Source organism: uncultured Brachyspira sp., from assembly GCF_934747485.1.
Taxonomy (GTDB): domain Bacteria; phylum Spirochaetota; class Brachyspiria; order Brachyspirales; family Brachyspiraceae; genus Brachyspira.
This window is the reverse complement of sequence record NZ_CAKVGN010000006.1, coordinates 20,777-46,439: the sequence shown is the minus strand read 5'-3', so window position 1 is coordinate 46,439 and position 25,663 is coordinate 20,777. Positions and strand designations below refer to the sequence as shown.

At 28.1% G+C, this 25,663-nt stretch carries 24 protein-coding genes; 6 read left to right on the top strand and 18 right to left on the bottom strand.

The window, feature by feature from the left end; genetic code table 11:
* Positions 1–14: 14 nt before the first annotated feature.
* The 5 genes from Q0H31_RS02145 to mnmG all read right to left on the bottom strand — a co-directional run bounded on the left by Q0H31_RS02145 (position 15) and on the right by mnmG (position 6,409).
* On the bottom strand, positions 15–1,727 hold the full coding sequence (locus Q0H31_RS02145) for a DUF262 domain-containing HNH endonuclease family protein (RefSeq protein WP_295295505.1): 1,713 nt from the start codon (positions 1,725–1,727) through the stop codon (positions 15–17).
* Positions 1,728–1,798: 71 nt separating this feature from the next.
* Positions 1,799–3,250, bottom strand: a complete 1,452-nt coding sequence (gene gatB / locus Q0H31_RS02140; RefSeq protein ID WP_295295504.1) for an Asp-tRNA(Asn)/Glu-tRNA(Gln) amidotransferase subunit GatB — start codon at positions 3,248–3,250, stop codon at positions 1,799–1,801.
* Between the two features lie 314 nt (positions 3,251–3,564).
* Complete coding sequence (locus Q0H31_RS02135; protein WP_295295502.1) at positions 3,565–3,732, bottom strand: hypothetical protein; 168 nt, start codon at positions 3,730–3,732, stop codon at positions 3,565–3,567.
* A gap of 43 nt (positions 3,733–3,775) precedes the next feature.
* Complete coding sequence (locus tag Q0H31_RS02130) at positions 3,776–4,486, bottom strand: zinc metallopeptidase (RefSeq protein WP_295295500.1); 711 nt, start codon at positions 4,484–4,486, stop codon at positions 3,776–3,778.
* Positions 4,487–4,564: 78 nt separating this feature from the next.
* Entirely contained in the window at positions 4,565–6,409 is a 1,845-nt protein-coding gene (mnmG, locus tag Q0H31_RS02125; RefSeq protein ID WP_295295498.1) for a tRNA uridine-5-carboxymethylaminomethyl(34) synthesis enzyme MnmG, read from the bottom strand.
* A gap of 138 nt (positions 6,410–6,547) precedes the next feature.
* Between mnmG and Q0H31_RS02120 the strand changes: the two genes are divergently transcribed.
* Positions 6,548–7,360, top strand: a complete 813-nt coding sequence (locus Q0H31_RS02120; RefSeq protein ID WP_295295496.1) for a hypothetical protein — start codon at positions 6,548–6,550, stop codon at positions 7,358–7,360.
* Positions 7,361–7,380: 20 nt separating this feature from the next.
* Complete coding sequence (locus Q0H31_RS02115) at positions 7,381–8,148, top strand: hypothetical protein (protein WP_295295494.1); 768 nt, start codon at positions 7,381–7,383, stop codon at positions 8,146–8,148.
* Positions 8,149–8,161: 13 nt separating this feature from the next.
* Here the strand turns inward: Q0H31_RS02115 and Q0H31_RS02110 are convergent, their stop codons facing one another.
* Positions 8,162–8,551, bottom strand: a complete 390-nt coding sequence (locus tag Q0H31_RS02110) for a hypothetical protein (RefSeq protein ID WP_295295492.1) — start codon at positions 8,549–8,551, stop codon at positions 8,162–8,164.
* Positions 8,552–8,640: 89 nt separating this feature from the next.
* Between Q0H31_RS02110 and Q0H31_RS02105 the strand changes: the two genes are divergently transcribed.
* Complete coding sequence (locus Q0H31_RS02105; RefSeq protein ID WP_295295491.1) at positions 8,641–9,318, top strand: tetratricopeptide repeat protein; 678 nt, start codon at positions 8,641–8,643, stop codon at positions 9,316–9,318.
* A gap of 8 nt (positions 9,319–9,326) precedes the next feature.
* On the opposite strand, the gene Q0H31_RS02100 is transcribed toward Q0H31_RS02105, so the two are convergent.
* The 4 genes from Q0H31_RS02100 to Q0H31_RS02085 all read right to left on the bottom strand — a co-directional run bounded on the left by Q0H31_RS02100 (position 9,327) and on the right by Q0H31_RS02085 (position 12,134).
* Positions 9,327–9,659, bottom strand: a complete 333-nt coding sequence (locus Q0H31_RS02100) for a DUF1232 domain-containing protein (RefSeq protein ID WP_295295489.1) — start codon at positions 9,657–9,659, stop codon at positions 9,327–9,329.
* 134 nt (positions 9,660–9,793) lie between these two features.
* On the bottom strand, positions 9,794–10,633 hold the full coding sequence (locus Q0H31_RS02095; RefSeq protein WP_295295487.1) for a DUF438 domain-containing protein: 840 nt from the start codon (positions 10,631–10,633) through the stop codon (positions 9,794–9,796).
* A 79-nt stretch (positions 10,634–10,712) separates the two neighbouring features.
* Entirely contained in the window at positions 10,713–11,234 is a 522-nt protein-coding gene (locus Q0H31_RS02090) for a YcxB family protein (RefSeq protein ID WP_295295485.1), read from the bottom strand.
* 27 nt (positions 11,235–11,261) lie between these two features.
* Positions 11,262–12,134 (bottom strand): VIT1/CCC1 transporter family protein, encoded by an 873-nt coding sequence (locus tag Q0H31_RS02085; RefSeq protein WP_295295483.1) that lies wholly within the window; start codon positions 12,132–12,134, stop codon positions 11,262–11,264.
* Positions 12,135–12,285: 151 nt separating this feature from the next.
* Between Q0H31_RS02085 and Q0H31_RS02080 the strand changes: the two genes are divergently transcribed.
* Positions 12,286–13,440: a M20 family metallopeptidase gene (locus Q0H31_RS02080; protein ID WP_295295481.1), complete on the top strand. Its 1,155-nt coding sequence runs from the start codon at positions 12,286–12,288 to the stop codon at positions 13,438–13,440.
* Positions 13,441–13,521: 81 nt separating this feature from the next.
* On the opposite strand, the gene Q0H31_RS02075 is transcribed toward Q0H31_RS02080, so the two are convergent.
* From Q0H31_RS02075 to Q0H31_RS02055, 5 genes are all read right to left on the bottom strand, one after another.
* Positions 13,522–14,238 (bottom strand): flagellar protein FlbB, encoded by a 717-nt coding sequence (locus Q0H31_RS02075; RefSeq protein ID WP_295295480.1) that lies wholly within the window; start codon positions 14,236–14,238, stop codon positions 13,522–13,524.
* A 150-nt stretch (positions 14,239–14,388) separates the two neighbouring features.
* Positions 14,389–15,555, bottom strand: coding sequence for a fused response regulator/phosphatase (locus Q0H31_RS02070; protein ID WP_295295478.1), 1,167 nt, complete (start codon positions 15,553–15,555; stop codon positions 14,389–14,391).
* Complete coding sequence (locus Q0H31_RS02065; protein ID WP_295295477.1) at positions 15,555–16,871, bottom strand: FtsW/RodA/SpoVE family cell cycle protein; 1,317 nt, start codon at positions 16,869–16,871, stop codon at positions 15,555–15,557. Before Q0H31_RS02065 ends, Q0H31_RS02070 begins: the two co-directional genes overlap by 1 nt.
* The gene (mrdA, locus tag Q0H31_RS02060; protein ID WP_295295475.1) at positions 16,864–18,858 is read right to left on the bottom strand and encodes a penicillin-binding protein 2; all 1,995 of its coding nucleotides are present in this window, start codon (positions 18,856–18,858) and stop codon (positions 16,864–16,866) included. Before mrdA ends, Q0H31_RS02065 begins: the two co-directional genes overlap by 8 nt.
* Positions 18,859–18,983: 125 nt before the next feature.
* On the bottom strand, positions 18,984–20,450 hold the full coding sequence (locus Q0H31_RS02055) for a S41 family peptidase (protein WP_295295474.1): 1,467 nt from the start codon (positions 20,448–20,450) through the stop codon (positions 18,984–18,986).
* Between the two features lie 152 nt (positions 20,451–20,602).
* On the opposite strand from Q0H31_RS02055, the gene Q0H31_RS02050 reads away from it, so the two are divergent.
* Positions 20,603–21,535 carry an N-acetylmuramoyl-L-alanine amidase gene (locus tag Q0H31_RS02050; protein WP_295295473.1) on the top strand — a complete coding sequence of 311 codons (933 nt, stop codon included), beginning with the start codon at positions 20,603–20,605 and terminating at the stop codon, positions 21,533–21,535.
* On the opposite strand, the gene Q0H31_RS02045 is transcribed toward Q0H31_RS02050, so the two are convergent.
* Entirely contained in the window at positions 21,532–22,485 is a 954-nt protein-coding gene (locus Q0H31_RS02045; protein ID WP_295295471.1) for an ROK family protein, read from the bottom strand. The two genes, Q0H31_RS02050 and Q0H31_RS02045, sit on opposite strands and share 4 nt — an antisense overlap.
* Before the next feature lie 149 nt (positions 22,486–22,634).
* Between Q0H31_RS02045 and Q0H31_RS02040 the strand changes: the two genes are divergently transcribed.
* Complete coding sequence (locus Q0H31_RS02040; protein WP_295295470.1) at positions 22,635–24,425, top strand: glycosyltransferase; 1,791 nt, start codon at positions 22,635–22,637, stop codon at positions 24,423–24,425.
* Here Q0H31_RS02040 and Q0H31_RS02035 read toward each other — a convergent pair.
* A complete protein-coding gene (locus Q0H31_RS02035; RefSeq protein ID WP_295295468.1) occupies positions 24,412–25,005 on the bottom strand; it encodes a chromate transporter in 594 nt (197 codons plus the stop codon). The two genes, Q0H31_RS02040 and Q0H31_RS02035, sit on opposite strands and share 14 nt — an antisense overlap.
* 2 nt (positions 25,006–25,007) lie before the next feature.
* A complete protein-coding gene (locus Q0H31_RS02030; protein ID WP_295295466.1) occupies positions 25,008–25,592 on the bottom strand; it encodes a chromate transporter in 585 nt (194 codons plus the stop codon).
* Between the last annotated feature and the right edge of the window lie 71 nt (positions 25,593–25,663).

Here is a 25,663-nt window from a genome sequence, read left to right as displayed (position 1 = left end):
GATTTTCAAATTTATTAATTATAATAATTAATATCTATATATTTGCAAAAATCTTTTATCAACTCTTCTGTCCTATCTGCTATTTTTTCATCTGTCCAAGGATCATCTTCTGAAAGTTCTGGTGTATACATAAATAATTTACTTTTATATATAGCAATTTTTTTATTTATTTCATTACCAGCAATGATATTATCTCTTGATGGCAATAATGTTAAATTTCCAAGTTTATGCTTATTTTCATCACTACATTTTATCCATTCATCTTCTTTTGGATTTTGAGGATAAATATGTTCAAATGTCAATTTTGCAGTAAATTCTATATCAAACATGTCTTTTGTAATTGTTAATAATGTTGTATTATGTATAAAATACATAAAAGCTTTTGCCCATTTTGGATAATATAAATCATAAGTTCTTAAATTCTCACATAAGTTTTTACATAAAAAATTTAAATCTTTTCTATCATGTGTTATTATTCTTGGCTGCAAACTACAAATATCCGTTTTATCATCATGATTTTTAATTGCTTTTATTATTGAAAAATTAAATGATTTAATTTTTTCTATAGTATATCCATTTATTAAGTGTATCCAATGCCATTTAACTAAAAATTTTGCCACATCAATTATATCATCTTCAGAGTAATCATAAAATTTCATTGAAACTAAAGCAGGTATCCAAGTATATGAATTTTTACCCATAATAAGCAAATGTCTCAAACACCATATATAACTATTTTTAATTTTAAAAATATCTTCATAACATAATACAAATTTCTCAAATTCTTCTATAGCTTCTAATTTATTTCTATTTTTCCATAATTCTTTAATATTTTCATTATTTGTACCTTTTATAGAATCTGGTTTATACATTGTAATATAATATCTAAATAAAGCCTCTAATGTTATTTTATATTCTTTGGACTTCTTTTCTAGTTCTCTCCATTTAGACTCAAAATATTTATGTTTCTTTACATCTATATCATTCATAGCCTCAGCTTTTATTATATCAGTAGAAGTTAATTCAAGTCCTCTAGTGTTAAGTATAGAAAATATTTTCAAAGCACTATCTCTTGATGTTGTTTCAACTTTAACAAACTCAATATTTTTTAAAATAAAATTAATAAATTTTATTAATTTAAAATTATCTTCATAATCATTTTTCAAATCGTTATATAATTTTAATAATATATCATAATTATCACATAATTTACTTTCTACTTTTTTTATATCTTTATCAGAAAGAATCTTAGTTATTATAACTGTATCATTAGATTTTTCAGATACTAATTTACATAATTCTTTATCCTTCTTAACCCATAAACAATCTCTTATCCATAATCTTAATTGAGATAAATCATCTTTTTCAATTTCAGAAGCTTCACCTATTTCTTTGAAACATGTCTCGTTAAAATCATTTTCTAATATTTTTAAAAATAAAATAAAAGTAGTTAATCTTTGCTGTCCATCTATTAAATTATATTTGTTATTATCTTCATCATCCATTACTGTTATTATAGAACCAAAAAAATAATTTGTATTATTATTTTTTATATAATCTTCGTAAGCTTCAAATATATCCGTAATAAATTCACTTATATTTTCTTTTTTCCAAGAGTAGTCTCTTTGATATAAAGGTATAGAATAGTAAAAATTATTATTAGAATTACTTGATAATAATTCAATTAAACTTAGATGTGTTACATTTTTTATCATATTATTATTCATTATAATCTCCAAAAAATATAAAGCCTAACTATATTTAATAGTCAGGCTTTTTTTATTTTATATTCATTTATTTATTCGCTTAAAATCTTTCTCAATACTTCATTAACAAGTTTAGGATTACCCTGACCTTTAGTGGCTTTCATTGTTTGACCTACTAAGAAGCCGAATGATTTTTCTTTACCTGCTTTGAAATCCGCTACTGATTTAGGATTTTCTTCTAAAACTTTTCTAATTATTGTTTCAAGCTCTCCAGTATCGCTTACTTGTTTGATGCCTTTTTTCTCAACTATAGCGGAAGGAGCTTCTCCTGTTTCGCACATATCCTCAAAAATCTCTTTTGCTATTTTACCGCTTATAACATTCTCATCTATAAGTTTAAAAATTTCAGCAATATGTTCTGGTTTTGGTTTGAAATCTTTTATAGTTTGAAGTTTTTTATTTAAGTACGCATTAACTTCTACCATTATCCAGTTGCTTATTTTCTTAGGCTGTTTAGGATAAGCTTTAACTGCTGCCTCATAATAATCAGCTAAAGCAGCATCTTCTGTTAACACAACTATATCCTGATCAGGCAAATCATAATCTTTTTTAAGTCTTTCACGTTTTTGCTGAGGAAGTTCTGGAAGTTCTTTTTTAGCCTGTTCAATTTCTTCATCTTTAAGAACTAAAAGAGGTATATCTGGGTCTGGGAAATATCTGTAATCTGCAGCACCCTCTTTTGAACGCATACCTTTAGTAGTATTCTCTTTGGCATCATAAAGTCTTGTCTCTTGTAAGATTTTTTCACCGTTGTTTAATGCTTTTATTTGACGCTTAATCTCATAGTCAATAGCAAGTCTTACATTTCTAAAACTGTTCATGTTTTTTACTTCAGTTTTAGTGCCAAGTTCTGTGCTTCCTTTAGGACGTATAGAAACGTTAGCATCGCATCTTAAAGAACCCTCTTCCATGTTACAATCAGAAACATCAATATATTTAAAAATCTTTTTAAGCTCTGTTAAATATTGATAAGCCTCTTCACCTGTAGAAATATCAGGTTCGCTTACACATTCAATCAAACAGCAACCAGCACGGTTAAGGTCAACATAACTTAAAGGTCTTCCTGTATCATCATGCACAAGTTTGCCGGCATCTTCTTCCATATGTATTCTGTTTATTCTTATGCTTTTATTATAAGAAGAGCCATCTTCATTAAGCACAGTTATATCAAGATGACCTTCAGTACATATTGGTTCGTCCATTTGAGTAATTTGATAGTAAGAAGGCAAATCTGGGTAAAAATAATGCTTTCTTGCAAATCTGCTTTTCTTCTGAATAGTGCAGTTAGTAGCAAGTCCTGCTTTGATAGTTTTATGCACCATTTCTTTATTAACTATAGGCAAAGTACCCGGGTGAGCCTGACATCTTGGACAAGTAAGAGTGTTGGCAGGAGCACCGAAAGTGTTTGGGCATGAACAAAATGCTTTAGTTTTAGTGTTAAGCTGAACATGCACCTCTAATCCTATGACTGCTTCATATTCCATATTTATTAATCCTAACTTTAAAATTATTATTTGTTATATTTTATACGAATTTGATTTTTTTTCAATATAGTAAAAAATTATTTCTTGTTTGAGTATTAAGATACAAAAACTTTTTTATTTAAAAAAGCAATTTTTATTTATATTAAAACAAAAAAATTGATTTTAATGTTTATTAAAACACAGTTTTATAGAAGATTTTTATTATATTTTAGATTTAATATGCTTTTATATTTTCATTTTCTAAATTTAATTTAATAGTTTTAGAAGTCTCTAACAAAATTATTTCAAAAAGTTTTATATCCATCTTTGCTATATTAAATCAAATTGCTATCTCTTAATATTTCAACTTTCATTATATCATCTATCCAATGATAATTTTGAAAATCAGATACTCTATTAAAAACATCTTTTATATTGCAATTTATAATTTTGTTTATGTTTGATTTTATCATAATATTTTTATAAATAAAAAGGCTAATCATAAAAATGATTAACCTTCTTTAATAAAACTCTTATCTATAATTTTTAATCTCTTCTTCTGTTAGCAAGCATCAAAAGTCTTAGTAAACTGAGTACCGCAGTAACAGCAGCAGCAACATAAGTTAAAGCAGCAGCATTAAGCACTTTTCTTGCACCATAAAGCTCTTCAGAATCTAAAAATCCGCCCTTATCCAAAATCTTTATAGCCCTATTAGAAGCATCAAACTCTACAGGCAATGTTATTAAAGAAAAGAGTACAGCAAAAGAAAATAATATAATTCCTCCCATCATAAGATATTGAGAAATACTTCCAACTCCTCCAATAACAATACCAATAAGTACAAGCATAGGTCCAAATTGATTGCCAATAGCACATAATGGATAAAAACTATTTCTTAAAGTTAAAGGAGCATAGCTTCTATCATGTTGTATGGCATGCCCAACCTCATGAGCAGCAATACCTAAAGCAGCAACATCTGTGCCATTATAAACATCATTAGAAAGTCTTAAAACTTTAGCACTTGGGTCATAATGGTCTGTTAAATGCCCGTTTATTCTCTCTATAGGAATATTTAAGCCATAAGCATCTAATATATATTTTGCTGTTTGTGCACCTGTTATTCCTCTTTTGTTTTCTACCCTACTATATTTTGAGTAAGCACCATTTACTTTCATCTGTGCCCATAAACCCAATAATATACCGGGTATTAATATCCATATATATCCAAAATAATATTCAAAATATCCGCCAAACATTATTTATCCTCCTAAAAATTACTCTAAAATTATAGCATTAAAATATAACAACCTCAATACCAATAAAGTAAAATTTTTTTACTTCTTTGTAAGAGTTAATATTAAAACTTGAACAACAGACATATCAATTTCAGGAACTCTCAAAGCTTGAGCAATATTATACGGCTTATATTGTTTAAGTTTGTTAATGGCATCAATCTTCACACTTTTTAAAGTAGAATAATCAAAATCTTCAGGTATACGCATTTTCTCGTATTTTTCTATATCTCTTATTTCGTTTAAATATCTTGCAATATATCCTTCATATTTTATAGCAATCTCGGCATTCTCCAAAACATTTTTATTATAATCTCCGTCTATTAAATGTTTAATTTTATCTATACTCCATTCTGGTCGTTTAATTATGGAAGATAAACTCATAGTACGGTACTCTTTAGCCTCTTTTGTAAAACCTAATTCTTCTGTTTCTTTTTGAGTGAGTGTGCGTTTGTTTAAGTATTCCACAAGTATTTGAGTTTTTTGTTTTTTATCTCTTACTTTCTCTAATCGTTCTTTACTTGCAAGACCTATATTATAAGAAAGTTCTGTAAGCCTTTCGTCAGCATTATCCTGCCTTAAAAGCATTCTATGTTCTGCCTGTGACGTAAACATTCTATGAGGCTCTTTGGTTCCTTTGGTAGTTAAATCATCAATTAAAACGCCAATATATCCGTCGCTTCTTTTAAGTATAAATGGTCCTTCTTTTTTTATTTTTAAACTTGCATTTATTCCTGCCATTATACCCTGACAAGCTGCCTCTTCATATCCGCTTGTGCCGTTAATTTGTCCTGCCAAAAATAAACCTTCTATTTTTTTAGTTTCCAAAGTTGGCTTTAATTCTATAGGGTTTACATAATCATATTCTACTGCGTATGCCGGTTTTAATATTTTTACTTCTTCTAAGCCTTTTAATGACCTTATCATCTTTATTTGAACATCTTCAGGTAAGCTTGAAGAAAATCCATTTATATAAACTTCATTAGTTCTGTAGCTTTCTCTCTCTAAATGAAGCTGATGACGAGGTTTATCTGCAAACCTTACAACTTTATCTTCTATGCTTGGGCAGTATCTTGGTCCTATTCCTGTTATAACTCCGCTATACATCGGAGATAAATGAATATTGTCTTGAATTATTTTATGTATATTTTCATCTGTGTAAGTGATATAGCAAGGCTCTTGAATTATGTCAATTTTATCGTCCAAAAAAGAAAATGGAGTTATTTCATCATCGCCTTTTTGCATTTCTAATATATCAAAGTTAATAGAATAATAGTCCACTCTCGCAGGTGTTCCTGTTTTTAATCTTCCTACTTCAAGCCCCAAACTTCTTAAATTATCAGAAAGCCCTATTGCTGGAAGCTCTCCAATTCTTCCTGCCTGTTTTTGATACTTACCAATATGAATAAGCCCATTTAAAAATGTACCTGTTGTAAGTATCACCGCATTACATTCATATTCTCTGCCTCTTTCTGTTTTTAGCCCCTTAACTACATTATTTTCCACTACTATTTCTGTTACTATATCCTGATGAAGTGTGAGATTATTCTCGGCGTATAATGTTTTAGCAGCTTCTTCTTTGTATGCATATTTATCTGCCTGTGCACGCGGAGCCCATACTGCTTTGCCTTTGCTTCTGTTTAGCATTCTAAATTGCATCATAGTTTTATCTATTAATATGCCCATCTCACCGCCGAGTGCATCAATCTCTTTTACAATAGTGCCCTTAGCAACTCCTCCTATAGAAGGGTTACAAGACATTTGACCTATGGTATCCAAATTGATAGATATAATTAAAGTTTTCATTCCAAGTCTTGCAGAAGAAAGTGCTGCCTCTATACCAGCATGCCCAGCACCAACTACTATAACATCATATTTATTATTCATAATTAAGACTTCTCTCTATATTTTTTATTTAATTATTAAAAATGATATATTAAAAATACTATATTGTAAAGCTGCATTTTTATAACTTAATTTTATACTACATTGACTTTATAATAATTTTATGTTATTATGATTTTCATGATTATTCATGAATATACTAAACTTAAAAAAACTTTTTTCAACAAAATATATATAATAGCTGTTTTGTTAAATATATTATCATCAACTATGTTCGCTGAAATAGATTTTAATTTGATTGCACCATTTGGTTACAATTTTACTTTTTCTGATATAAAAACAACATCTGCAGGAACCTATTATTCTTTATTAACTTCTAAAGATAGCGATTATTATGAGGTAGGAGTGCAGTCTCAAATAGGATATAATTTCTATACAAAAAATGGTATTTTTAAAAGCATAAGTGTAATGGCTGAAATAGGATATCAATTATTTCCAATGTCTATGTCATATTATGGATATAATACTAAATATATTACAAATAATGTATTATTTCACACTTTACATTTAGGATTAATTCAAAAATTTTATGTATTTGATAGATTATCATTTGGTATAGGCGGAGGAGTAAGAATACCTTTCTCGGCAGATATTAGAAAAAATAATGTTGAAGATCCAACAGGTAAATCTCCTTTTCCAATTAATAATGGAAAATATGATTATAATTATATAAAAACTTTATTTGACAGCAGAGTTATTCCTTATATAAAATTGACTATGGACGTATATTATTTCTTTAATGATTTTGTTTCTTTGATTGCAGGATTTTATTTTACATATAGCATGGATATGAAATTTAATACAGATACATTAAATCTTTATTTTAATGATGAATACTATCGAAACTATTCATATTCATCAATTGGTGTTGGGCTTAATATTGGTTTATCAATTGGAAGAAAAGGAAGCAATCAAATAAAAAGAATTGAATGATTAACTTAAGGTTATTGTTTATGAAGAAATATTTTAAATATATTATACTTATTTTTATTTTTTATAATAATGTTTTTGCAGGAATAGATTTTTCTTTATTCTTGCATAATGATGGAAATGTGTCTATTTTAAACAAAAGTATAAATAGCCAAGATTATTTAAAAGATGTATATGAATATGTATATTGGAGTGCGGGCGTTCTTTCTGAAATAGGGTATAATTTTAAGTTTGATAATAAATATATTAATAGTTTAAGTGTAGTAGGAACTATAGGTTATATGGCTTCCACACTTCCACTTGAATATAATATAGATCTTTATGGAATAGGCAGATTTTACGAGATTACATTTCTTCACACTCTAACTACAGGAGTTTCAATAAAAATTATTAATAATGTCACTAATTATAATTTATCTTATTCTATAGGTATAGGAGGCGGTGTAAACACTCCTTTTTCTGGAAATGTTATAAGCCAATTAGCTTCTACTGATGAGTATTTTTTAACAGGTAAAGATGAATATAATTATAATGATATAAAAAATGTATTTAAAAGCGTTGTTATACCATATATAAAACTTGATATTAATTTATATTATCATCTAACTAAAAATGTATCTTTTTTGGCAGGAATTTACTTTAACTATAATTTTGCTTTTAAATACAATACTGATTATATAAATAATTATTTTATGAACTATATGGGATACAAAGTACTTGATAAATTAGAAATTTCTGGATTCTCTATAGGGCTATCTTTAGGTTTTGCCATAAGAGATAATGGATATTGATTTTAAAAAATTATCATTCGTTTTGGCTTATAGCGTATATATTAAAATATCTCAAAATCAAATTCTCTATAGTGTTATTACTATTCAAACTAAATCTAATATTAAAACCAATAAAATATTTATTATTAATTAAAACTTTTCTCTCTCTTTTATAATCATCATTAGAAATATAATCATAAACAACCATATTAACTTCTATATGAATATCAGATAAAATATAACCATCTTCAAATATCTCAGCGGTAACAACCTCAAAATTATTATTATAACTATACTCACTAACACAAGAAGAACTATATAGTTTTAAAACACTATTATCCAAATAATTTTCAACTTCCTCTTTTATTTTTTTCTCAAGATTTTTGTCGCTGTAAATCTTTTTTCTAATATCATATTTATCCATTTTTATTATTTCTCATAATATATTTACTTCAAACATTATATACTATATAATACGAAAATCAAAAAAACTATAAGGCAAGAATCACCTTTATGAATGAAAGCTTAGAAACTAAAATTAATAACACAATAGAACAATATAAAACCATTTGCAAATTAGAGCCTAATAACCATAAAGTGAGAGTAGACTTTGCAATATTTTATACACAATTGCAAAAATATAATGAAGCTATAGAAGTATTAAAAACAGCACTTAATATAAATGATAAAGATTATACAATATGGCGTTTGATTGGCATATCATATACAAAAATAGAAAATTTTAAAGAAGCAATTTTTTATTTAACAAAAGCATACGAATTAGAAAATAATGATTATATAAGCCTAAATTATCTTGGAAACTGCTATATAGAATTAAAAATGTTTAATGAAGCTATAGAGGTGTTAAACAAGTCTTTTATGATAGCTCCAAGAGAATATATTAATTGGCGTTATTTAGGCATTGCTTTATTTAATACAAATAGAATTGATGAAGCAATTGATTCTTTTAATAGAGCATTAGAGCTTAACAAATATGATGAAGAGAGTTTATATTATCTTGGTCTATGCTATAAAGAAATAAATGATTATAACAAATCAATAGAAGTATTTGAAAAATGTTTAGAGTATGGTGATAACAATAAAAAAATATATGCTCTTTTATATGAATTATATAAAAAAACAGGCAATGTAAAATCAAAAGATATGCTTGAAAAAATAAAACAGCTTTAATATCTTTATTAAGAACTAATCATTAAATGACCAAATAACCCAACTATAAATATTATACCAATGATGATTACAATATATTTTATTATTTTTATAACTCTTCTAATTTTAGGATAAAAATAAAAAACTCCATTTTGAACACCATGCAATACAGTTGCCACCAATAAAAAACCCTCATCTATTCTGCCGGATAAAGGAAGTATATCAGAGACTATATCTAATGGAGATGTACAATAAAATACACTAGCAACAAAAGGTATCCAAGATATAATATGATGATATTTTTCAAATATACTATCTTTTGTTTTTATAGCTTCCTCATCTTTATTAAACCAATTTAACATATTACCCCTATAACGTACATAAAAATATTATTTCATATAGTCTAACACAATAATAAAAATTTTTAAACAAAAAAATGATAGTTAATATAGTATTATTAACTATCATTATGCTATAAAAGTTAAAATATAATAATTTATTTAATATAGTTATCTTTTATCTCTTTTAATTCATCTTCAGAAAGCACAGATGAAGCAAGCGGTATTAATATATTTTCTTCTTTATAAATCATATCATTTATATTATTGTAAAGCTTATCTATCTCAGTAAAAAAACTATTATCATCAAGATTATTATTCTTTATATAATCCATATGCTCCATTATATCTTTATCTACTTTAGACATAACCTTTGAAGGCTCATCATTATCATGTTTTTTTAATGCTGTAAAAATTAAAGATTCTTTTTTTATATAATGTTTTTTTACTTTTTTATAAAGCTCTTCAAAAATATCTCTATTTCTATTTTCTAATATATCTTTTAATAATTTTTCTATCTCTCTGTTTGTATTTTTGAAATATATTATATCATCTTCACTGTTCTCTATAGCATCTTTTAAAATTAAACTCCTAATATAAAAATATTCTTTAGCTTCATCAACATCCATTCCTTCTTTTATTAATTCATGCATGGCATTATGTATTTCAATAGCAGATACTTTATTTAATTTTATATCAAATTCTTTTTTTATACTTTCAGCATTTTCATTATTATGAAGCCTCATTATCAAATCTTTTAAAATACTGTTTCTATTAGCAATATCAAAACCATTTTCTCTAAATTTTTCTATTAACTTATCTTCACTTACTTTTTTAATCTCTAATGCTTTTTTAATGCTTATTTTCTTAGCAACAGTATTAAACATAAGAGGATTTTTTATAGCCTCAAAACCCAAATCATATAATATATCTTTTATTTCACTATGATTTTTACATGTATTATACACGCTTTCATCTATATTTATAAATTTATTCACAATAAAAACTCCTGTTATATAATGTTAGATTATTCTAACATTTAAAAAACAAAAGTCAATAACCACAAAATGAAAATTATTATATTTTTTTGTAGGAAATAAGAAAATCAATATCTTCTTTGCTTAGAACTTTTTTAGGAATTATTATAGCAGACATATCATCTGTATATATAAAAACACATAATTTACTCTGCTCTATTTTTTTTATATCAGATTTATTAAAGTTTTTTATACCCTTAGTTTCATTAAAAACAATCTTTTCATCATAAACAGTTAAAATTTTCTCACCAAAAATATCATCAAGCTTTCCTGTTTTTATATAAGACAAAACTTTCTTTACGATATTTTTTTGAACTCTTTTTTTATAGCTAATTATCTGTAAAATAGATACAAGAGTTATTAACAAAGCAACTATCAAAAGCATAAATAAACTGCTTTTAAAATATACAAACATTCCTATAAGAACCGCCGCATATAGCAATATAATAATAATTAGATTTTTTTTTAATGAACTTTGAAGCTCAGGATTAGTTTTCAAATAGTGAAGCTGAAAATCAATAAAATCATTATGTTCTATATTGTATCTATATTCTCTTTTCATCTAAAAATAATTTCCTTTTTTAAACTTTTAAATATCAATACCCAAAAATTGTTTTACAAGCATTCCAACAAAGAAACTTATAGCAGCAACTGTTAAGCTAACACCAGCCATCTCAAAAAATCTCTCTCTAAAAGAAATACTCTTAGCCACAGCAATATAAAAAGTAAAACAAAATATTATAGTTATAACAATTATAAGCATGGCAATAAGTGCATAAATAGAAACATTGAAAACTAAATAAGGCATAATTAAAAGACTCACAGTAATTAAATACATTATTCCAGTATAAGAACAAGATTTAAAAGCATTTTTACTTCCATCAGCCTTAGCAGATAAATATTCAGAAGAAGCCATAGAAAGTGTAGCTGATATTCCAGTAATTATTCCAGATAAAGCCACAAGCCTATTATCCTGCAAAGCAAAAGTAAGCCCAGCTAAAGTGCCGCTAATTTCAACTAAAGCATCACTTAAACCCAAAACCATAGAACCAACATATTTAAGCCTATCCTCATCTAAAATTGATATAAGTTTGTTTTCATGCTCATATTCTTCAAAAGCTATAGTTTTAGCATCAGGCACTTCATCAACTATCTTAGAATATATATACTCAGCACTCTTCTCTCCAGATTCCATTATCTTAATAACAAATGTATACCCAAATATAAAACTTAAAATAAAATATTTAAAAACTTTAAACTTTTGAGGTCTTAGTTTTTTATTAGTATATTTTTCTAATATTTTAGCATGAGTAAATTCTTCTCCCCCAATATTGATAAGTATTTGTTTATCATCTTCTTTTTTTACAAATTTAGCAAGGTTTAAATATATTGCATGTTCTGTAATCTCATTTTGCTGTAATTCCAATAAAAACTTAATTGTTTCTTTAGATATAGGCTTCATAATATCAGTCCTAAATATTAATTAATTAAATAGTACAATGAAAATTAATTAATTGCAAAAATTAATATTACTTTATTAAAATTTAAATATTGATATTATACTAAATATTGATATATTTTATATTATATTTTTAATAAAGGCATATATAAAAATGGAAAATAAAAAATTAAATGAAATGATTATTACAATGAGAAGGCAATTACACAAAATACCAGAAGTTGGCACAGAGCTGCCTCAAACAAAAAAATATGTTGTTGATAAACTAAAATCATTGGGACTTGAAATAAAAGAATGCTCTTTAGATTCTGGAATGGTATGTGATATAGGAAATGTTAATAGCGGCAATATAGTTGCTATTAGGGCTGATATGGACGCTTTACCTATAGCAGAAGAGACAGGAGTTGAATATGCTTCAAAGAATGGTAATATGCATGCTTGCGGACATGATGCTCATACTGCTTGTTTATTAGGTGCTGCTTATTATTTATTAGAAAATAAAGATAGATTGAAAAATGGTGCTGTGAGATTAGTTTTTCAAACTGCTGAAGAGATATCAAAAGGGGCAAATAATTTAATAAAAGATGGTTTATTAGATGGTGTTAGTGCTATAGTTGGTACGCATGTTGGAAATATAGATAGTGGTATGTCTAATAGTGAATTTATTATTCAGGAAGGAGGATTAATGGCTTCTAATGATAAATTTATTATTAAAGTTGTAGGTAAAGGTTCGCATGGAGCTTATCCTCATTCAGGATTTGACCCAATATTAACTGCAAGTCAAATAGTACAAGCTATATACAACATAAAAAGCAGAGAAATAATAGCTACTGACCCTGTTGTTATATCAATATGTGTAATTAGCGGAGGAAGCCAATATAATATTATACCTTCAGAAGTAAACATAGAAGGAACTTTTAGAACATTTAGTGAAGAGAATAGAAAATTCATAGGAAGCAGGATAAAAGAAATATCAGAATATATTGCTATGGCTAATAGATTAAAAGCAGAAGTAACTATAGAATGGGGCTGTCCTCCTGTTATTAATGATAAAAAAATAGCAGATGAATTAACTCAAGTGTGCAAAGAATTAGGATTTAAAAAATTGCCTCAATTTATACCTTCTATGGGAGGAGAGGATTTTGCTGAATATCAACAAAAAATACCCGGAGTATTTATTTTCTTCTCTACTATGACAGAAAAAAATATTCCTCATCATAACAGCAAATTTGAAATAGATGAATCACAACTATATCAGCCAACCATATTAATGAGTGAATGGGCTATAAAACATTTAGAAAACAAATAGTTAATAAAAAATATAAAAAAGATGCTAGAATAAGAAAAAATTCCAGCATCTTTTTATTATATAAAAATTATTAATTTCTATTTAAGCTCCCATATCCATTATACCGTCATTAAGCATTTCGTTATTATCCGGAGTATATGAAGGGAAATCATTAGGAGATGAAGGTACTGTATTATTATTAGGGTTAGTGCGTGCTTCATATTTCTCTAATATTCTTGCTGCCACTGTAGTGTCCATCAAACTAAGCAAATAAGAAGTTGTACTGTTTCTTCCTTCTGCTGCAGCTATTGAATCCATTTCTACTAACACATCTATAATTAAATCATCAGAACCATTAGCAGCCAACTGATTAAGCAAAGCAACAGAGTTTTGAGGAGGCATGCTGTTAATTTTGTTAGCCAAATCTGTAAGCACTAATTGATACTGAGCAGATTCGTCCATAGTAGCCTGATAATTAGACCAAGCATTTAATAAGTTTTGCCTATCCTGCTCTATTAATTCAGATTGTGAATTTAATTCTATAGCCTTACTAGCTATTAAAGCTTCCTGTGCTTGTATATCTTTTTCTCTTAAATTAAAAGATTCCCTCATTTTATTAAGGTCATCTCTCGCCAAAAGAGCCATGTCTTCAACTCTTGGCTTTTGAGTAAATCTTGTTAAAAAAGAAGGCACATTAGGAGCTATTTTAGTACGCATTAAAGTATAATAATTAACAACTCCAAATATATCAAACATATAAAGTAATGCTATAAAAGCTATTAAATTAACTACAGTCAATATTGCTATTTTAAATTTCATAAACATTCACACCTAAATAACATAATAGTATACATAATACAGAAAAAACTATAATATGTCAACTAACAATATTATCGTAATCTATAGTTTTTTAGTTATTATATTTTTTGCAAAAAAAGAATTTTTTTATTGTTTTATTAAATTATTTTCTTAATTAGTCCTTTTCAAAATAATCATACTGACATCATCTTTTAAAGGCTCTTTTGTAAAAGATTTTATCTCAGCAATAATCTTTTCTTTAATATCATCAACATTATTTTTAACATTTTTAGAAAATATTTGTCTTAAATGTTCATCGCCAAACATATTATTATTATCATCAAATACCTCATAAGCTCCATCTGTAAAAACAAATAAAATATCATTTCTATTTAATTGAATTTCTATCTCTGTATACTCGCTATTATCAATCATTCCAATTAAAGTACCGTCTATATCTATGGTATGTATTTCATCTTCACTGTTTGAATAGTAAATAGGTTTTGGAGAACCTGCAGATGAACACAACAATTTGCCTGTTTCATTATTATAAATTGCATAAAATACACATGCAAATAAATTTTTATCAAATCCCTCTTCTATAAAAAATTTATTAAGCTTATCTAAAAAAACAGCAGGCGAAGTATTTTTATCATCTATAATAGCATGCGAATCAAAAAAAGATTTTATTAAAATAGTGAGCATGCTTGCAGCAACCCCATGTCCGGATACATCGGCAAGAAGTATAGCATAATATCCATCATTAATGAGCTTTATTCCGCTATAGTCTCCAGAAACCTCATTTGGTGCATAATGATGTATAGATATTTCATTTTTAGGTATAGATGTGTTGCCGTAAGAAAGTATAGTCTTTTGCAATTTGGCAGCATATTCTATATCTCTCTTTAATATATCCATATACATCATATTAGATTCTATAGCCTTTTTAAGCCTAATATAAGATTTCATTTTAGAGAGAAACAAATCCGTATCAATAGACTTCTCAAAAAAACCATCAGCCCCGCAGTCAAATGCTTTAAGAGATTCTGTTTTATTATCAGAAGCAGTTAAAAATAGTACAGCTATATTTTTTAATAAATTATCAGATTTTATATATTCAGCCAATCTGCAAGCTCCCGCATTAGGAAGCATATAATCAACTAATATACAATCTGGTATTTTCTCATATGTCATATTAATAGCTTCTTCATAAGATAAAGCTATATAACATAAATAATTATTTTTTTTTAAGAATTTCTGAATAAACTTAGCATAATCGATATTAGTATCAACTATTAATACTTTCTCAGTTAAAATATTATTTCTTGCAATACCCATTAATGTACATACCTTCTCGCTTCAACATTAAATATAAGCCCAATAGATATAGAAAAAGTTAAAATAGAAGAACCGCCGCTGCTTACAAAAGGCAAAGTTAAACCTGTAATAGGCATCATTCCAACTACCATACCAATATTAATAAGAACATGGCATAAAAACATAGCTATTACGCCAGATATAATTAATGCTCCAAGCCTATCTTTAGCAAAATAAGCAACAGTAATACCCCTCACAAATATAGTAGCATAAGCTAATACCACCAAAGCACTTCCAATAAATCCCCACTCTTCGCAAATATTTGAGAAAATAAAGTCATTTACCTGCTGAGGTATAAAGTTTAATTGAGACTGACTTCCATTGAGAAATCCTTCACCAAAAAGCCCGCCGCTTCCAACAGCAATTAATGATTGAATGATATTATACCCGGAACTAAGCCTAGTAAGCTCTGGATTCATAAATACTAATAATCTCTCTTTCTGATAAGTCTTTAATCCTATATCAAAAGTTAAAGCAGCACACATACTTAAAAACAAAACAAAAAAAGAAAATGAAAGCAGCTCTACATATTTATTGTTCATATAGAAGTTTATTGTAAGAAGGAGTATTGATATAAATAAAAATCCTCCAGCAATATATCCTATATAAAGCCTTTGTGATAGGAAGTTAAAAAGAATATTATTTATATCATCAGACATTCTTTTATATTCCAAAAACATAGGTATAGATAAACCTATAACACCTATACTTAATAATGATATAATATATCTTAAAGGCACCCCTCCCACAAATAACATAACAAACACTATAAAACAATATACTAAAACAGTACCCAAATCCGGCTGCATTAAAACTAAACCAATAGGTATTGAAATAAAAATCCCCGCTATTAAAAAATATTTTTCTTGCTTTATTTTATCACCTATTTGGTCTAAATAACCAGCTAAAAATATAATCATTACTATCTTACCAAACTCTGAAGGCTGCATACCAAAAAGCCAGCTGCTGCTTCCGTTAATAGTAGTACCTACTCCGGGAATAAGTACAAGTATCAAAACAATAAGCATAGGTATATATAAAGACATTCTATGTTCTGCAAGTTTAGTGTAGTTGATAAACATAGTAATACACATAATAACAAGACCGACAACAGAGAAAAATATATATTTCAAAAATATCCAACTCGTTTTACCAGAATCTGGAGAATATGTTGAAGAATATACAGCTATAGCACCTGCCACCATAAGAAAAAGTATGGAAATAAGTATTCTCCAATCAAATACAAATAATCTTTTTAATTCTTTTTTTTCATTCATATTGTATTCTATTATCCTCTTGAGTATTTATATTTTTTTCAGTGTTTTCGTTATTATTATTAGCATTTTCAGCATTTTCTAAAGCTTGCTGCTGTCTTGCAATTCTAACTTGCCTATATATGCTTTGCATTCTTCCATATATAGAGTTTCTTGCCTGTATAGGGTCATCACCGTCTATTATAGAGCGAAGCATAGCAGTAGCAATAGGTCCGGCAGTAGAACCGCCGCCGCCGCCGCTGTTTTCAAGCATAACTGTTACAGCAATCATATCATCTTTAGGTCTTTGATTATAAGGTCCATAAATAGTAATCCAAGTATGGTCTTTACCTTGAGCGTTTTGTGCTGTAGAAGTTTTAGCTGCCAATTTTATATTAGGCGACCAAGCACCATTTCTTGCAGTACCGCCTGCTACAGCCATTCTCATGCCTTCTTTTATAACCGTGAATATATCTTTACTTATTTCCAATTTTTTCATTACAATCTTATCATTGTTATATATTACCTCATCAGTTTGAGAACTTCTAATCTCTTTAACAACATGAGGTCTATACATAATACCGTCATTTATGATAGCAGAAGTAGCCATATGAACCGCTATAGGAGTAGCAGACATATAACCCTGACCAATTGCATATTGAAGCGTATCACCGTCCCACCAATATTCACCAATCTTTCTTCTCTTCCATTCAGAACTAGGAACTGTACCTATTTTTTCACCCGGCAAATCTATACCTGTAAGCTCTCCAAATCCTAATAATTCAGCATATTTCTTTATAAAGTTTGGTCCAAGCTCATAAGCCAAGTTGTAGAAATAAGTGTTGCAAGAAAATTGAATAGCCTTATACATATTAACATAGCCGTGATGACCAGTACATCTATAAAATCTGTTTTCAAGAAGCATACCTCCCGCACAGAATCTTGTAGTATAAGCTCCAATTCTTCCTTCAGCAAGAGCCCCCAAAGCACTAACAAGCTTAAAAGTAGAGCCCGGAGGATATCTTCCCCTTATAGCCTTATTCCAAAATGGATTAGCAGGGTTATTGATGAGCTCAGAATATTTCTTAGCATCTATTTTACCTATAAAAATATTAGGGTCATACCAAGGCGAACTTACCATAGCAAGTATTTCACCAGTAGTAGGCTTCGATATTATAATAGTTCCAACCTGACCTCTAAGAAGCTCTTCTGCATCTTTTTGTATTTTAGAATCTATACTAAGTATTAATTTTTTACCCGGTATAGGCTTACCAACTGCAGGAGCAATGGTTTCTTTTACTCTGTTTCTTGAGTCAACTATCCACTGCTCATAACCGTCTATTCCTCTAAGCTCTTTATCATAATACTGCTCAACGCCTTCTTTACCAATAACGCTGTCTCTTCTATATCCCTCTATTCTTTTACTTTCAAACTCTTCCTGCGAAATATTACCTATATAACCCAATATATGCGTCATAGTCTCGCCAAGCGGATAGTTTCTTATAGATTTACTTCCATAATATACGCCCGGAAAATCCTCAGAACGCTCTGCCAAATAGCTCATCTGGGACATACTAATATTATCAGATATCTCCACAGAATCATAACTGTTTTTAGAAACTTTAGATAAGCTTTCTTTTATAGAACCCAAATCTATATTAAATAGTTTAGAAACCCTATATAAAAGCTCCTCTCTCTCAAAATAATTCTTAGGCAAATAAACAGGTATAATGTACATTGTATAGATTTTTATGTTCTCTGCCACAATAACGCCATTTCTATCGAATATCTCTCCCCTATATGCATCTATTGGTATTATTTGCTCTTTATTGTTTCTTGCTAAACTGTCATAATGAGAGTTCAAAATTATTTGCAAATAAAATAGCCTAATGATAAGCATAGCCGATATTAATACAGAAATAATTAATACTACTATCAGCTTTTTCTTATATTTAAAATCTTCACCTTCGATTTTTTTATCTTTATTTAATTCAATTTCTAAAAAAGTCATATAAAAAAACCCTTATAAAAATTTTTTATACTATTTATTAATAACGGTATTTATTAGTTAAATTTAAGCAAATAAAAAATTTAAAAGGTATATACAAAAATGCATATACCTTAAAAATTTAATTATTATTCTTTTTCATTAGACCAATTTTCTCTTGGTTCTTCTTTATCTTGCGGAGGCTGTTTGCCTGTATTTAAATAATCAATAGCAGATTTAAGCTGTTTATCATATTTAAGATCAACTATCTCATTATAGTTGCCTAAATTACGCTCATTATATATCAGCCTCTCAAGTAAATAATCACTAGCAATGATATTCTTATTTTTAAGCTCTTCTTTAAATTGAGGCAAAGCATTTTTATCTGCTTCTTCTTTTGGATATTTTTTCACATATTCTGCAATCTGTCCGCCTTTTCTAAGCTCTGTCAATGCTATTACATCTGTATTGCTCAATTTAGGCTCAACAACAACAAAATCCGGAGTTAATCCCTTGCCATGAAGTCTTCTGCCATTAGGTGTATAATAATGTGCTACTGTAAACTTAAACGCTGTATTATCTTTTATATCTAAAGGCAAGACATATTGAACACTAAACTTACCGAATGTAGTTTCACCTAATAATTTTGCTCTATTATTATCCTGCAAAGCTCCAGCTAAAATCTCTGATGCGGAAGCACTGTATTGATTAACAAGAACCAACATATCACCATCCACCCACTGATCGCCTTTAACAGTAGCATAATAATCCTGATTTTCGTTTTTAGTTCTTCCTCTTGTATAAACTATTTTACCATCAGATAAAAACTCTTCTACAATATTAATAGCAGTATCCAATCTTCCGCCCGGATTATTTCTTAAGTCTAATATAAGCTTTGTCATGCCTTTCTTTTTAAGATCAACTAAAGCAGTGTCTAATTCTTTTGAAGTATCATCTCCAAAATTTGTTATTCTAATATATCCTATAGTGCTGTCTTCTAACATTTTATATTTTACGCTTTTTATCTCAACTATAGCCCTTGTTAAAGTATATTCTATAGGATCAACCACACCTTGTCTTGCTATTTTTAATTTTACTTTAGTGCCGGCCTTACCACGCATGATATTTGCAGCATTATCTACGGACATATCTTTAGTGCTTTCACCATTTATTTCTATAATAATGTCCCCAGGCAATATTCCAGCCTTCTCGCCCGGACCGTCTTCTATAGGAGCTACAACCAAAAGACCTCTATCTGCTTGCTTTGATATAGATAATCCGACTCCGCCGTATTTTCCAGACATCTCTGTACTAAGTGCCTCATTTAATTTCTCATCAAGCAAGAATGTAAATGGGTCATCGGTTGCTTCAAGCATACCTTTGATAGCACCATACATAAGCTTTTTTGTAGTAACATTATTTGTATCAACAAAGTTTTGCTGTAATGTAGCAAAAACTTTTTGGAATAATCTGCTGTAATAATAAAAATCATTATCTGATTGTGCCATTCCCTGCTGTGCTATTGCTATTGAAGGACTCTTAAAATTAAAAAATGATATGGCTAAAACAAATATTAAAAGAAATATCCATAATGCCCGCTCTTTGTTTTTCATCATATTTTGTAACCTCTATTCTAATATAATTTATTTCTATTTTTCCATAACAATAATAATTGGTATTATAACATAAATGTAAAAAAAAGAATATACATATTAAGATAATTTAAGCAAATAAAATTTATAACAAAAAATCCGATATACAAACTAATATGGAAAATAAAAACCGCTTTATAATTTTTTCTACAGTTATTATTGTATTAATTATAATATCATTTTCTTCTTTAATGATAACAGCAAATGATAATATTAGCAGAGATATAAGCTATAAAAAAACAAATACTAATCAAAATAATTATATAAGCAATAAAAAAGAAAACAGAAAAATTAAAATATTAATAGACCCCGGTCATAATGCAGTTACAAAAGGTGCTAAAGGCTTTTTGGGTTATGAATATTATATGACTTTGAGACTTGCAAAACAGCTTACAGCAATACTTGATAAAGATGAGAGATTTGAATACACTTTAAGCAGAACAGGGGCTTATTACGACAGACCTATAAAAGAATATATAACAAATAATTATCAAAAACTGTTAGGCATATACAATACAGAATTAGAAAAAACTGAAAGAACAGGAAATTTAACAAGATATCAAACTATGGAAATATATGCTATTAGACATTATGCCATAGATAATAATTTTGACGCTTTAATAAGTTTACATTTCGATTATATGCCTTATGTAAAACTAAGAGAAAAAACAGAAGGATTTCATATTATAGTAAGTCCATATAATGGTGAGTTTCAAACTTCTATGAAAATAGCAAACAAAATATCTGAAAGAATGCAGGAAAGTTATAAAATATCTCCTGTTATAGCAACAGATAATATACTTCCAGATAATGTATGGAAATTTTATAATAAAGAAGATTTATTAAATAAAGGAATCGCTTTAAGAGGTTTAGTTCTATTGGGTGATAGCTTTGAATATGAGTACAATAAACAAACATTCAAAAAAGATATACCTTCCGTTATGATAGAATCCGGATTTATACATGATTGGAGATTAGGAAGCACCAAAGAATTAAGCAATATATCAGATAAAATATATAATGCTTTAGTAGATGTGTACTGCAATTAATTTTTAAAGAACATAGCAGCACAACCTAACACACCAGCATCATTACTCAAAGAAGCAGGCTTTATTTCAAGATTTCTCACCATCATTCTAAGCCCATAATTATTAACACCTCTTTTAATATGCTCTATCATCATATCAAAGTCCTTACAAAGCCCGCCGCCTATAAGAACTAAATCCAAATCAAGCATATTCAAAGCCTGTGCTATAGACATGCCTAAATAATAAGAACATTCTGCAATAGTCTCTTTAGCAAGAAGGTCTCCCTTTTTAGCTGCATCAAATAATGCCTTAGCCTTGCCTTTATCTAATTCTTCATAAGTTAAAGTAGTAGGGATTACACCTTTATGAATCTTTTGCTTAGCCATAGCAATAAAACCAGTAGCAGAAGCATAACGCTCTATACAGCCGCTTGAACCGCAATTACATTTATCTCCATCAGGAACTACAAATACATGCCCAATCTCGCCGGCACCGCCCAAAGAACCTGTAAACAATTTTCCATTAAGCACGAATCCTCCGCCTACTCCTGTACCAAGTGTAACAAACATTACAGATTTATATTCTTTGTCCTTACCGCTTCCATATTTAGCCTCGCCTAATGCCGCCATACTTGCATCATTGGCAGTTCTTACAGGTAAGTCAAATAAATCTCCTATATCAGAAAACTTAATGCCATGCAAACCAGGAACGTTCTCTGCTCCACCCATATGAAGTGTCTCAGAATTCATAACTCCAGGACAATCTAAACCAATTCCTATAGCTCTATATTCTGAAGGCATATTTTCTAAAAGTTTTTTGATTATATTTGATATGTTTGTCTTATGTTCTTCAGAAGTAAAATTAGCTTCTATATTAAAATTATCTTTATATAAAATATCTCCATCTTTATTAATTATAGCACCCTTTATTGAAGTGCCTCCGATATCTAATGATATAACTGCATCTTTCATTATTTATATGCCTCCATAATTTTATAGTCTTATTTTAGTATTAAGATGAAAAATTGTCAATGATTAATAATTAATAATAATATATCTATTTAAATTTTATAAATTATCAATTATAATAAACATAATAAAAAAATAATTAAAGTATTCCTATGAAGATAAATGAATTAGTATCAATATTAGTGCCTGTATACAATATAGAAAAAAATATAGAAAAAAATATTAATATACTTATAGAAAAAGTTTCTCCGTTTTTGATGAACTTTGAAATAATTATTTCTGATGACGGAAGCAGCGACAACTCGAAAGAAGAAATAAAAAAAATATGCTTAAATTTTAAAAATAAAAATGCAAACCTAAAAAACATAATAGGGGTTTATGCTAAAGAAAATCAAGGCAAAGGTCATGCATTAAAAAGAGCTTGTGAAGTTTCTAACGGCAAATATATAATTTTTTGTGACGGAGATATGGAAATAGACCCTTCGCAATTAGAAAACTTCTTTGATATTATGCAAAAAGAAAATGCTGATGTTGTTATAGGCTCTAAAAGACATAAAGATTCTATTGTTAATTATTCTAATATACGAAAACTTATTTCTTTTATTTATTTTATGTTTGTAAAGATATTTTTTCATCTCCCAATACAAGACACTCAAACAGGATTAAAACTTTTTAAAAGAGAGGCAATAATAAATATTTTTCCAAGAATACTTGTAAAGGCATTTGCTTATGATTTGGAAGTATTAGTAGCTTGTAATTCTAACAATAAAAAAATAGTTTCTGCTCATGTAATAGTTAATCCAAATAGACATTTTGGTTTTATTAGATTTCCTATTTTGTGGAGAACATTTATTGATACTTTGGCAATATTTTATAGGCTCAATATTATTCATTTTTATGATGATTTATTTTCAGAATTAAAAGAAAAACCATTAGTAAGCATTATTATACCATTAAAAAAAATTAATGATTATATAAAAGAAGAAACAGAATATTTACTTGAACAAATATACACAAACTTTGAACTGATAATACTTCCAGACAAATATACTGAAGAAGAAATTGATATAGCACTTTTTAAAGATGAAAGAATAAAAATAGTAGAAACAGGAGAACTTCCTCCTGCAATAAAAAGAGCTATTGGAGTGAAAAACTCTAAAGGAAGCATATTAGCATTTTTAGATGATGATACATATCCAGAAAAAGATTGGCTTTTGAATGCATTAAGAGCAATGGAGAGTAAAAAAGTTTATGCACTTGGAGGACCTGCTGTTAATACTCCTAAAGATAATTTTTCAAAACAAATTAGCGGGCTTATTTATAGCTCAACACTTATGAGCGGAAAACATAAAGCAAGATATATACCTGATAAAGTTCAATATGTTAATGATTATCCAAGCTGTAATTTTATAATTACAAGAGAACTTTATGATAGAGCTGGAGGTTTTGACAGCGAGTATTGGCCCGGAGAAGATACTATTCTTTGCAACAATATTATGAAACAAAAAGAAAAAATATTATACACTCCTGAAGCTTTAGTTTATCATCATAGAAGAGATTTATTTTTTGGACATTTCAAACAGCTAAAAGGTTATGCATGGCATAGAGGATATTTTGTTAAAAGATTCGGCGGAAACTCATTAGCTTTATCATACTTTATACCTTCAATATTTTTAATTTATACTATTTTTCTGCCAATTGCATTATATTTTAATTTGCCTCAAGTTTTAAATAATTTAATACCAGCAATTAGTAAAAATATATTTCCTGCTTTATTACTATTTCCTCATAGTTTTTATGCATTATGTTTGCTTGGAAGCTGGGCAAGTACATTGTCGATTGCAAAAGGTTTTTGTAAAGCTGTGGGAATATTTTTATCGCATCTCACTTATGGACTTTTCTTTATAAAAGGATTTGTACAAGGATTTATTAGTAAAAAATAACTCCAATCACTGCTGCTATTAATATTATAGCTATGATGGGTACTTTTCTCCCTGCTATTTTTATTTTTTTAAGAAAGATAGATAAAGCAAATATAAATAATCCTATTGGGCTTATATAATTAAAAATATTTTTTATAAATGCTATATTATTAAGTATAGAGGAGTCAGTTAATTTTACAAAGAAAGCATCTTTGCAAAATGTAATAACAGCAGAAACTATTAAAGCAACAGCACATACTCTAAGTCCATTCATTATACTATTAAACTGTTCATTGTTTTTTAGAGTATAAAAAAACTTAGAAACAACCATGCATATTATAAAAGCAGGCAAAAATATGCCAAAAGTAGCAACAGAAGAGCCTAACACACCAGCAACCTTATAACCAACAAAAGTGGCAGCATTAATAGCTATAGGACCCGGAGTAATTTGAGATATAGCAACAAGATTAGAAAACTCGCTAGAACTAATCCAGCCGTATCCTTCCAATATTCCTAAAAGTAAAGCTATAATAGCATAGCCGCCGCCATAAGTAAAAATTCCAAGCTTTGCAAATATATAAAACAATCTAAAATATATCATTATTAATTCCTAATAAACTTTTTGCTAATTAAATAATAAACCCAGCCCAAAAAAGCAGAAATAAGTAAAGTGTATATAACATTAAAATTAAGAAATACAACCAAAATAAAACTTAAAATAAAAAGTATAGCTGTAAATTTATTTTTTAAAACACTCTTTCCCATATCATAAGCAGAGAGAAGTATTAAAGCCGCTATTGCCCCCTTTATGCCCAAAAAAGCCTTATTCACATATTCTAAGTTTTGTATTCTTTCAAATATAGGAGCTATTATAAGTATAATAATAAAAGAAGGCATCATCACCCCAATACCAGCCATTATACCTCCAAAAACCCCGGCAATTTTAAAACCAGTAAGAAGCGAAGTATTAACTGCTATAACACCGGGAATACTCTGTGCCAATGCAAATACATCTACTATCTCAGACTTTGTTAAAAACTTCCTCTTATCAACAAACTCTTCCTGCATAATAGGGAGCATAGCTAAACCACCGCCTATTGTAACAAGACCTATGTAAAAAAACGAAATAAACATTGTAAGAGCAGAAATTTTATTTAGTTTTTCTTCTTTTTTCTCTTCTATCATCATCTTTGAAACAATCCCATTATTATATTTATTTTAATATAAGATAATATTAGTTAAATAAATTGTCAACTATA

Excerpts from the sequence above, each read along its gene's own strand:
- Q0H31_RS02045 (WP_295295471.1), bottom strand. The coding sequence starts at position 22,485 with ATGAAAGATGCAGTTATATCATTAGATATCGGAGGCACTTCAATAAAG.
- Q0H31_RS02050 (WP_295295473.1), top strand. The coding sequence starts at position 20,603 with ATGGAAAATAAAAACCGCTTTATAATTTTTTCTACAGTTATTATTGTA.
- Q0H31_RS02090 (WP_295295485.1), bottom strand. The coding sequence starts at position 11,234 with ATGAAAAGAGAATATAGATACAATATAGAACATAATGATTTTATTGAT.
- Q0H31_RS02105 (WP_295295491.1), top strand. The coding sequence starts at position 8,641 with ATGAATGAAAGCTTAGAAACTAAAATTAATAACACAATAGAACAATAT.
- gatB (WP_295295504.1), bottom strand. The coding sequence starts at position 3,250 with ATGGAATATGAAGCAGTCATAGGATTAGAGGTGCATGTTCAGCTTAAC.
- Q0H31_RS02115 (WP_295295494.1), top strand. The coding sequence starts at position 7,381 with ATGAAGAAATATTTTAAATATATTATACTTATTTTTATTTTTTATAAT.
- Q0H31_RS02135 (WP_295295502.1), bottom strand. The coding sequence starts at position 3,732 with ATGATTAGCCTTTTTATTTATAAAAATATTATGATAAAATCAAACATA.
- Q0H31_RS02080 (WP_295295481.1), top strand. The coding sequence starts at position 12,286 with ATGGAAAATAAAAAATTAAATGAAATGATTATTACAATGAGAAGGCAA.
- Q0H31_RS02030 (WP_295295466.1), bottom strand. The coding sequence starts at position 25,592 with ATGATGATAGAAGAGAAAAAAGAAGAAAAACTAAATAAAATTTCTGCT.
- Q0H31_RS02070 (WP_295295478.1), bottom strand. The coding sequence starts at position 15,555 with ATGGGTATTGCAAGAAATAATATTTTAACTGAGAAAGTATTAATAGTT.
- Q0H31_RS02100 (WP_295295489.1), bottom strand. The coding sequence starts at position 9,659 with ATGTTAAATTGGTTTAATAAAGATGAGGAAGCTATAAAAACAAAAGAT.
- mrdA (WP_295295475.1), bottom strand. The coding sequence starts at position 18,858 with ATGACTTTTTTAGAAATTGAATTAAATAAAGATAAAAAAATCGAAGGT.
- Q0H31_RS02120 (WP_295295496.1), top strand. The coding sequence starts at position 6,548 with ATGATTATTCATGAATATACTAAACTTAAAAAAACTTTTTTCAACAAA.
- Q0H31_RS02130 (WP_295295500.1), bottom strand. The coding sequence starts at position 4,486 with ATGTTTGGCGGATATTTTGAATATTATTTTGGATATATATGGATATTA.
- Q0H31_RS02110 (WP_295295492.1), bottom strand. The coding sequence starts at position 8,551 with ATGGATAAATATGATATTAGAAAAAAGATTTACAGCGACAAAAATCTT.
- Q0H31_RS02075 (WP_295295480.1), bottom strand. The coding sequence starts at position 14,238 with ATGAAATTTAAAATAGCAATATTGACTGTAGTTAATTTAATAGCTTTT.
- Q0H31_RS02040 (WP_295295470.1), top strand. The coding sequence starts at position 22,635 with ATGAAGATAAATGAATTAGTATCAATATTAGTGCCTGTATACAATATA.
- Q0H31_RS02035 (WP_295295468.1), bottom strand. The coding sequence starts at position 25,005 with ATGATATATTTTAGATTGTTTTATATATTTGCAAAGCTTGGAATTTTT.
- Q0H31_RS02085 (WP_295295483.1), bottom strand. The coding sequence starts at position 12,134 with ATGAAGCCTATATCTAAAGAAACAATTAAGTTTTTATTGGAATTACAG.
- Q0H31_RS02065 (WP_295295477.1), bottom strand. The coding sequence starts at position 16,871 with ATGAATGAAAAAAAAGAATTAAAAAGATTATTTGTATTTGATTGGAGA.
- Q0H31_RS02145 (WP_295295505.1), bottom strand. The coding sequence starts at position 1,727 with ATGAATAATAATATGATAAAAAATGTAACACATCTAAGTTTAATTGAA.
- Q0H31_RS02055 (WP_295295474.1), bottom strand. The coding sequence starts at position 20,450 with ATGATGAAAAACAAAGAGCGGGCATTATGGATATTTCTTTTAATATTT.
- mnmG (WP_295295498.1), bottom strand. The coding sequence starts at position 6,409 with ATGAATAATAAATATGATGTTATAGTAGTTGGTGCTGGGCATGCTGGT.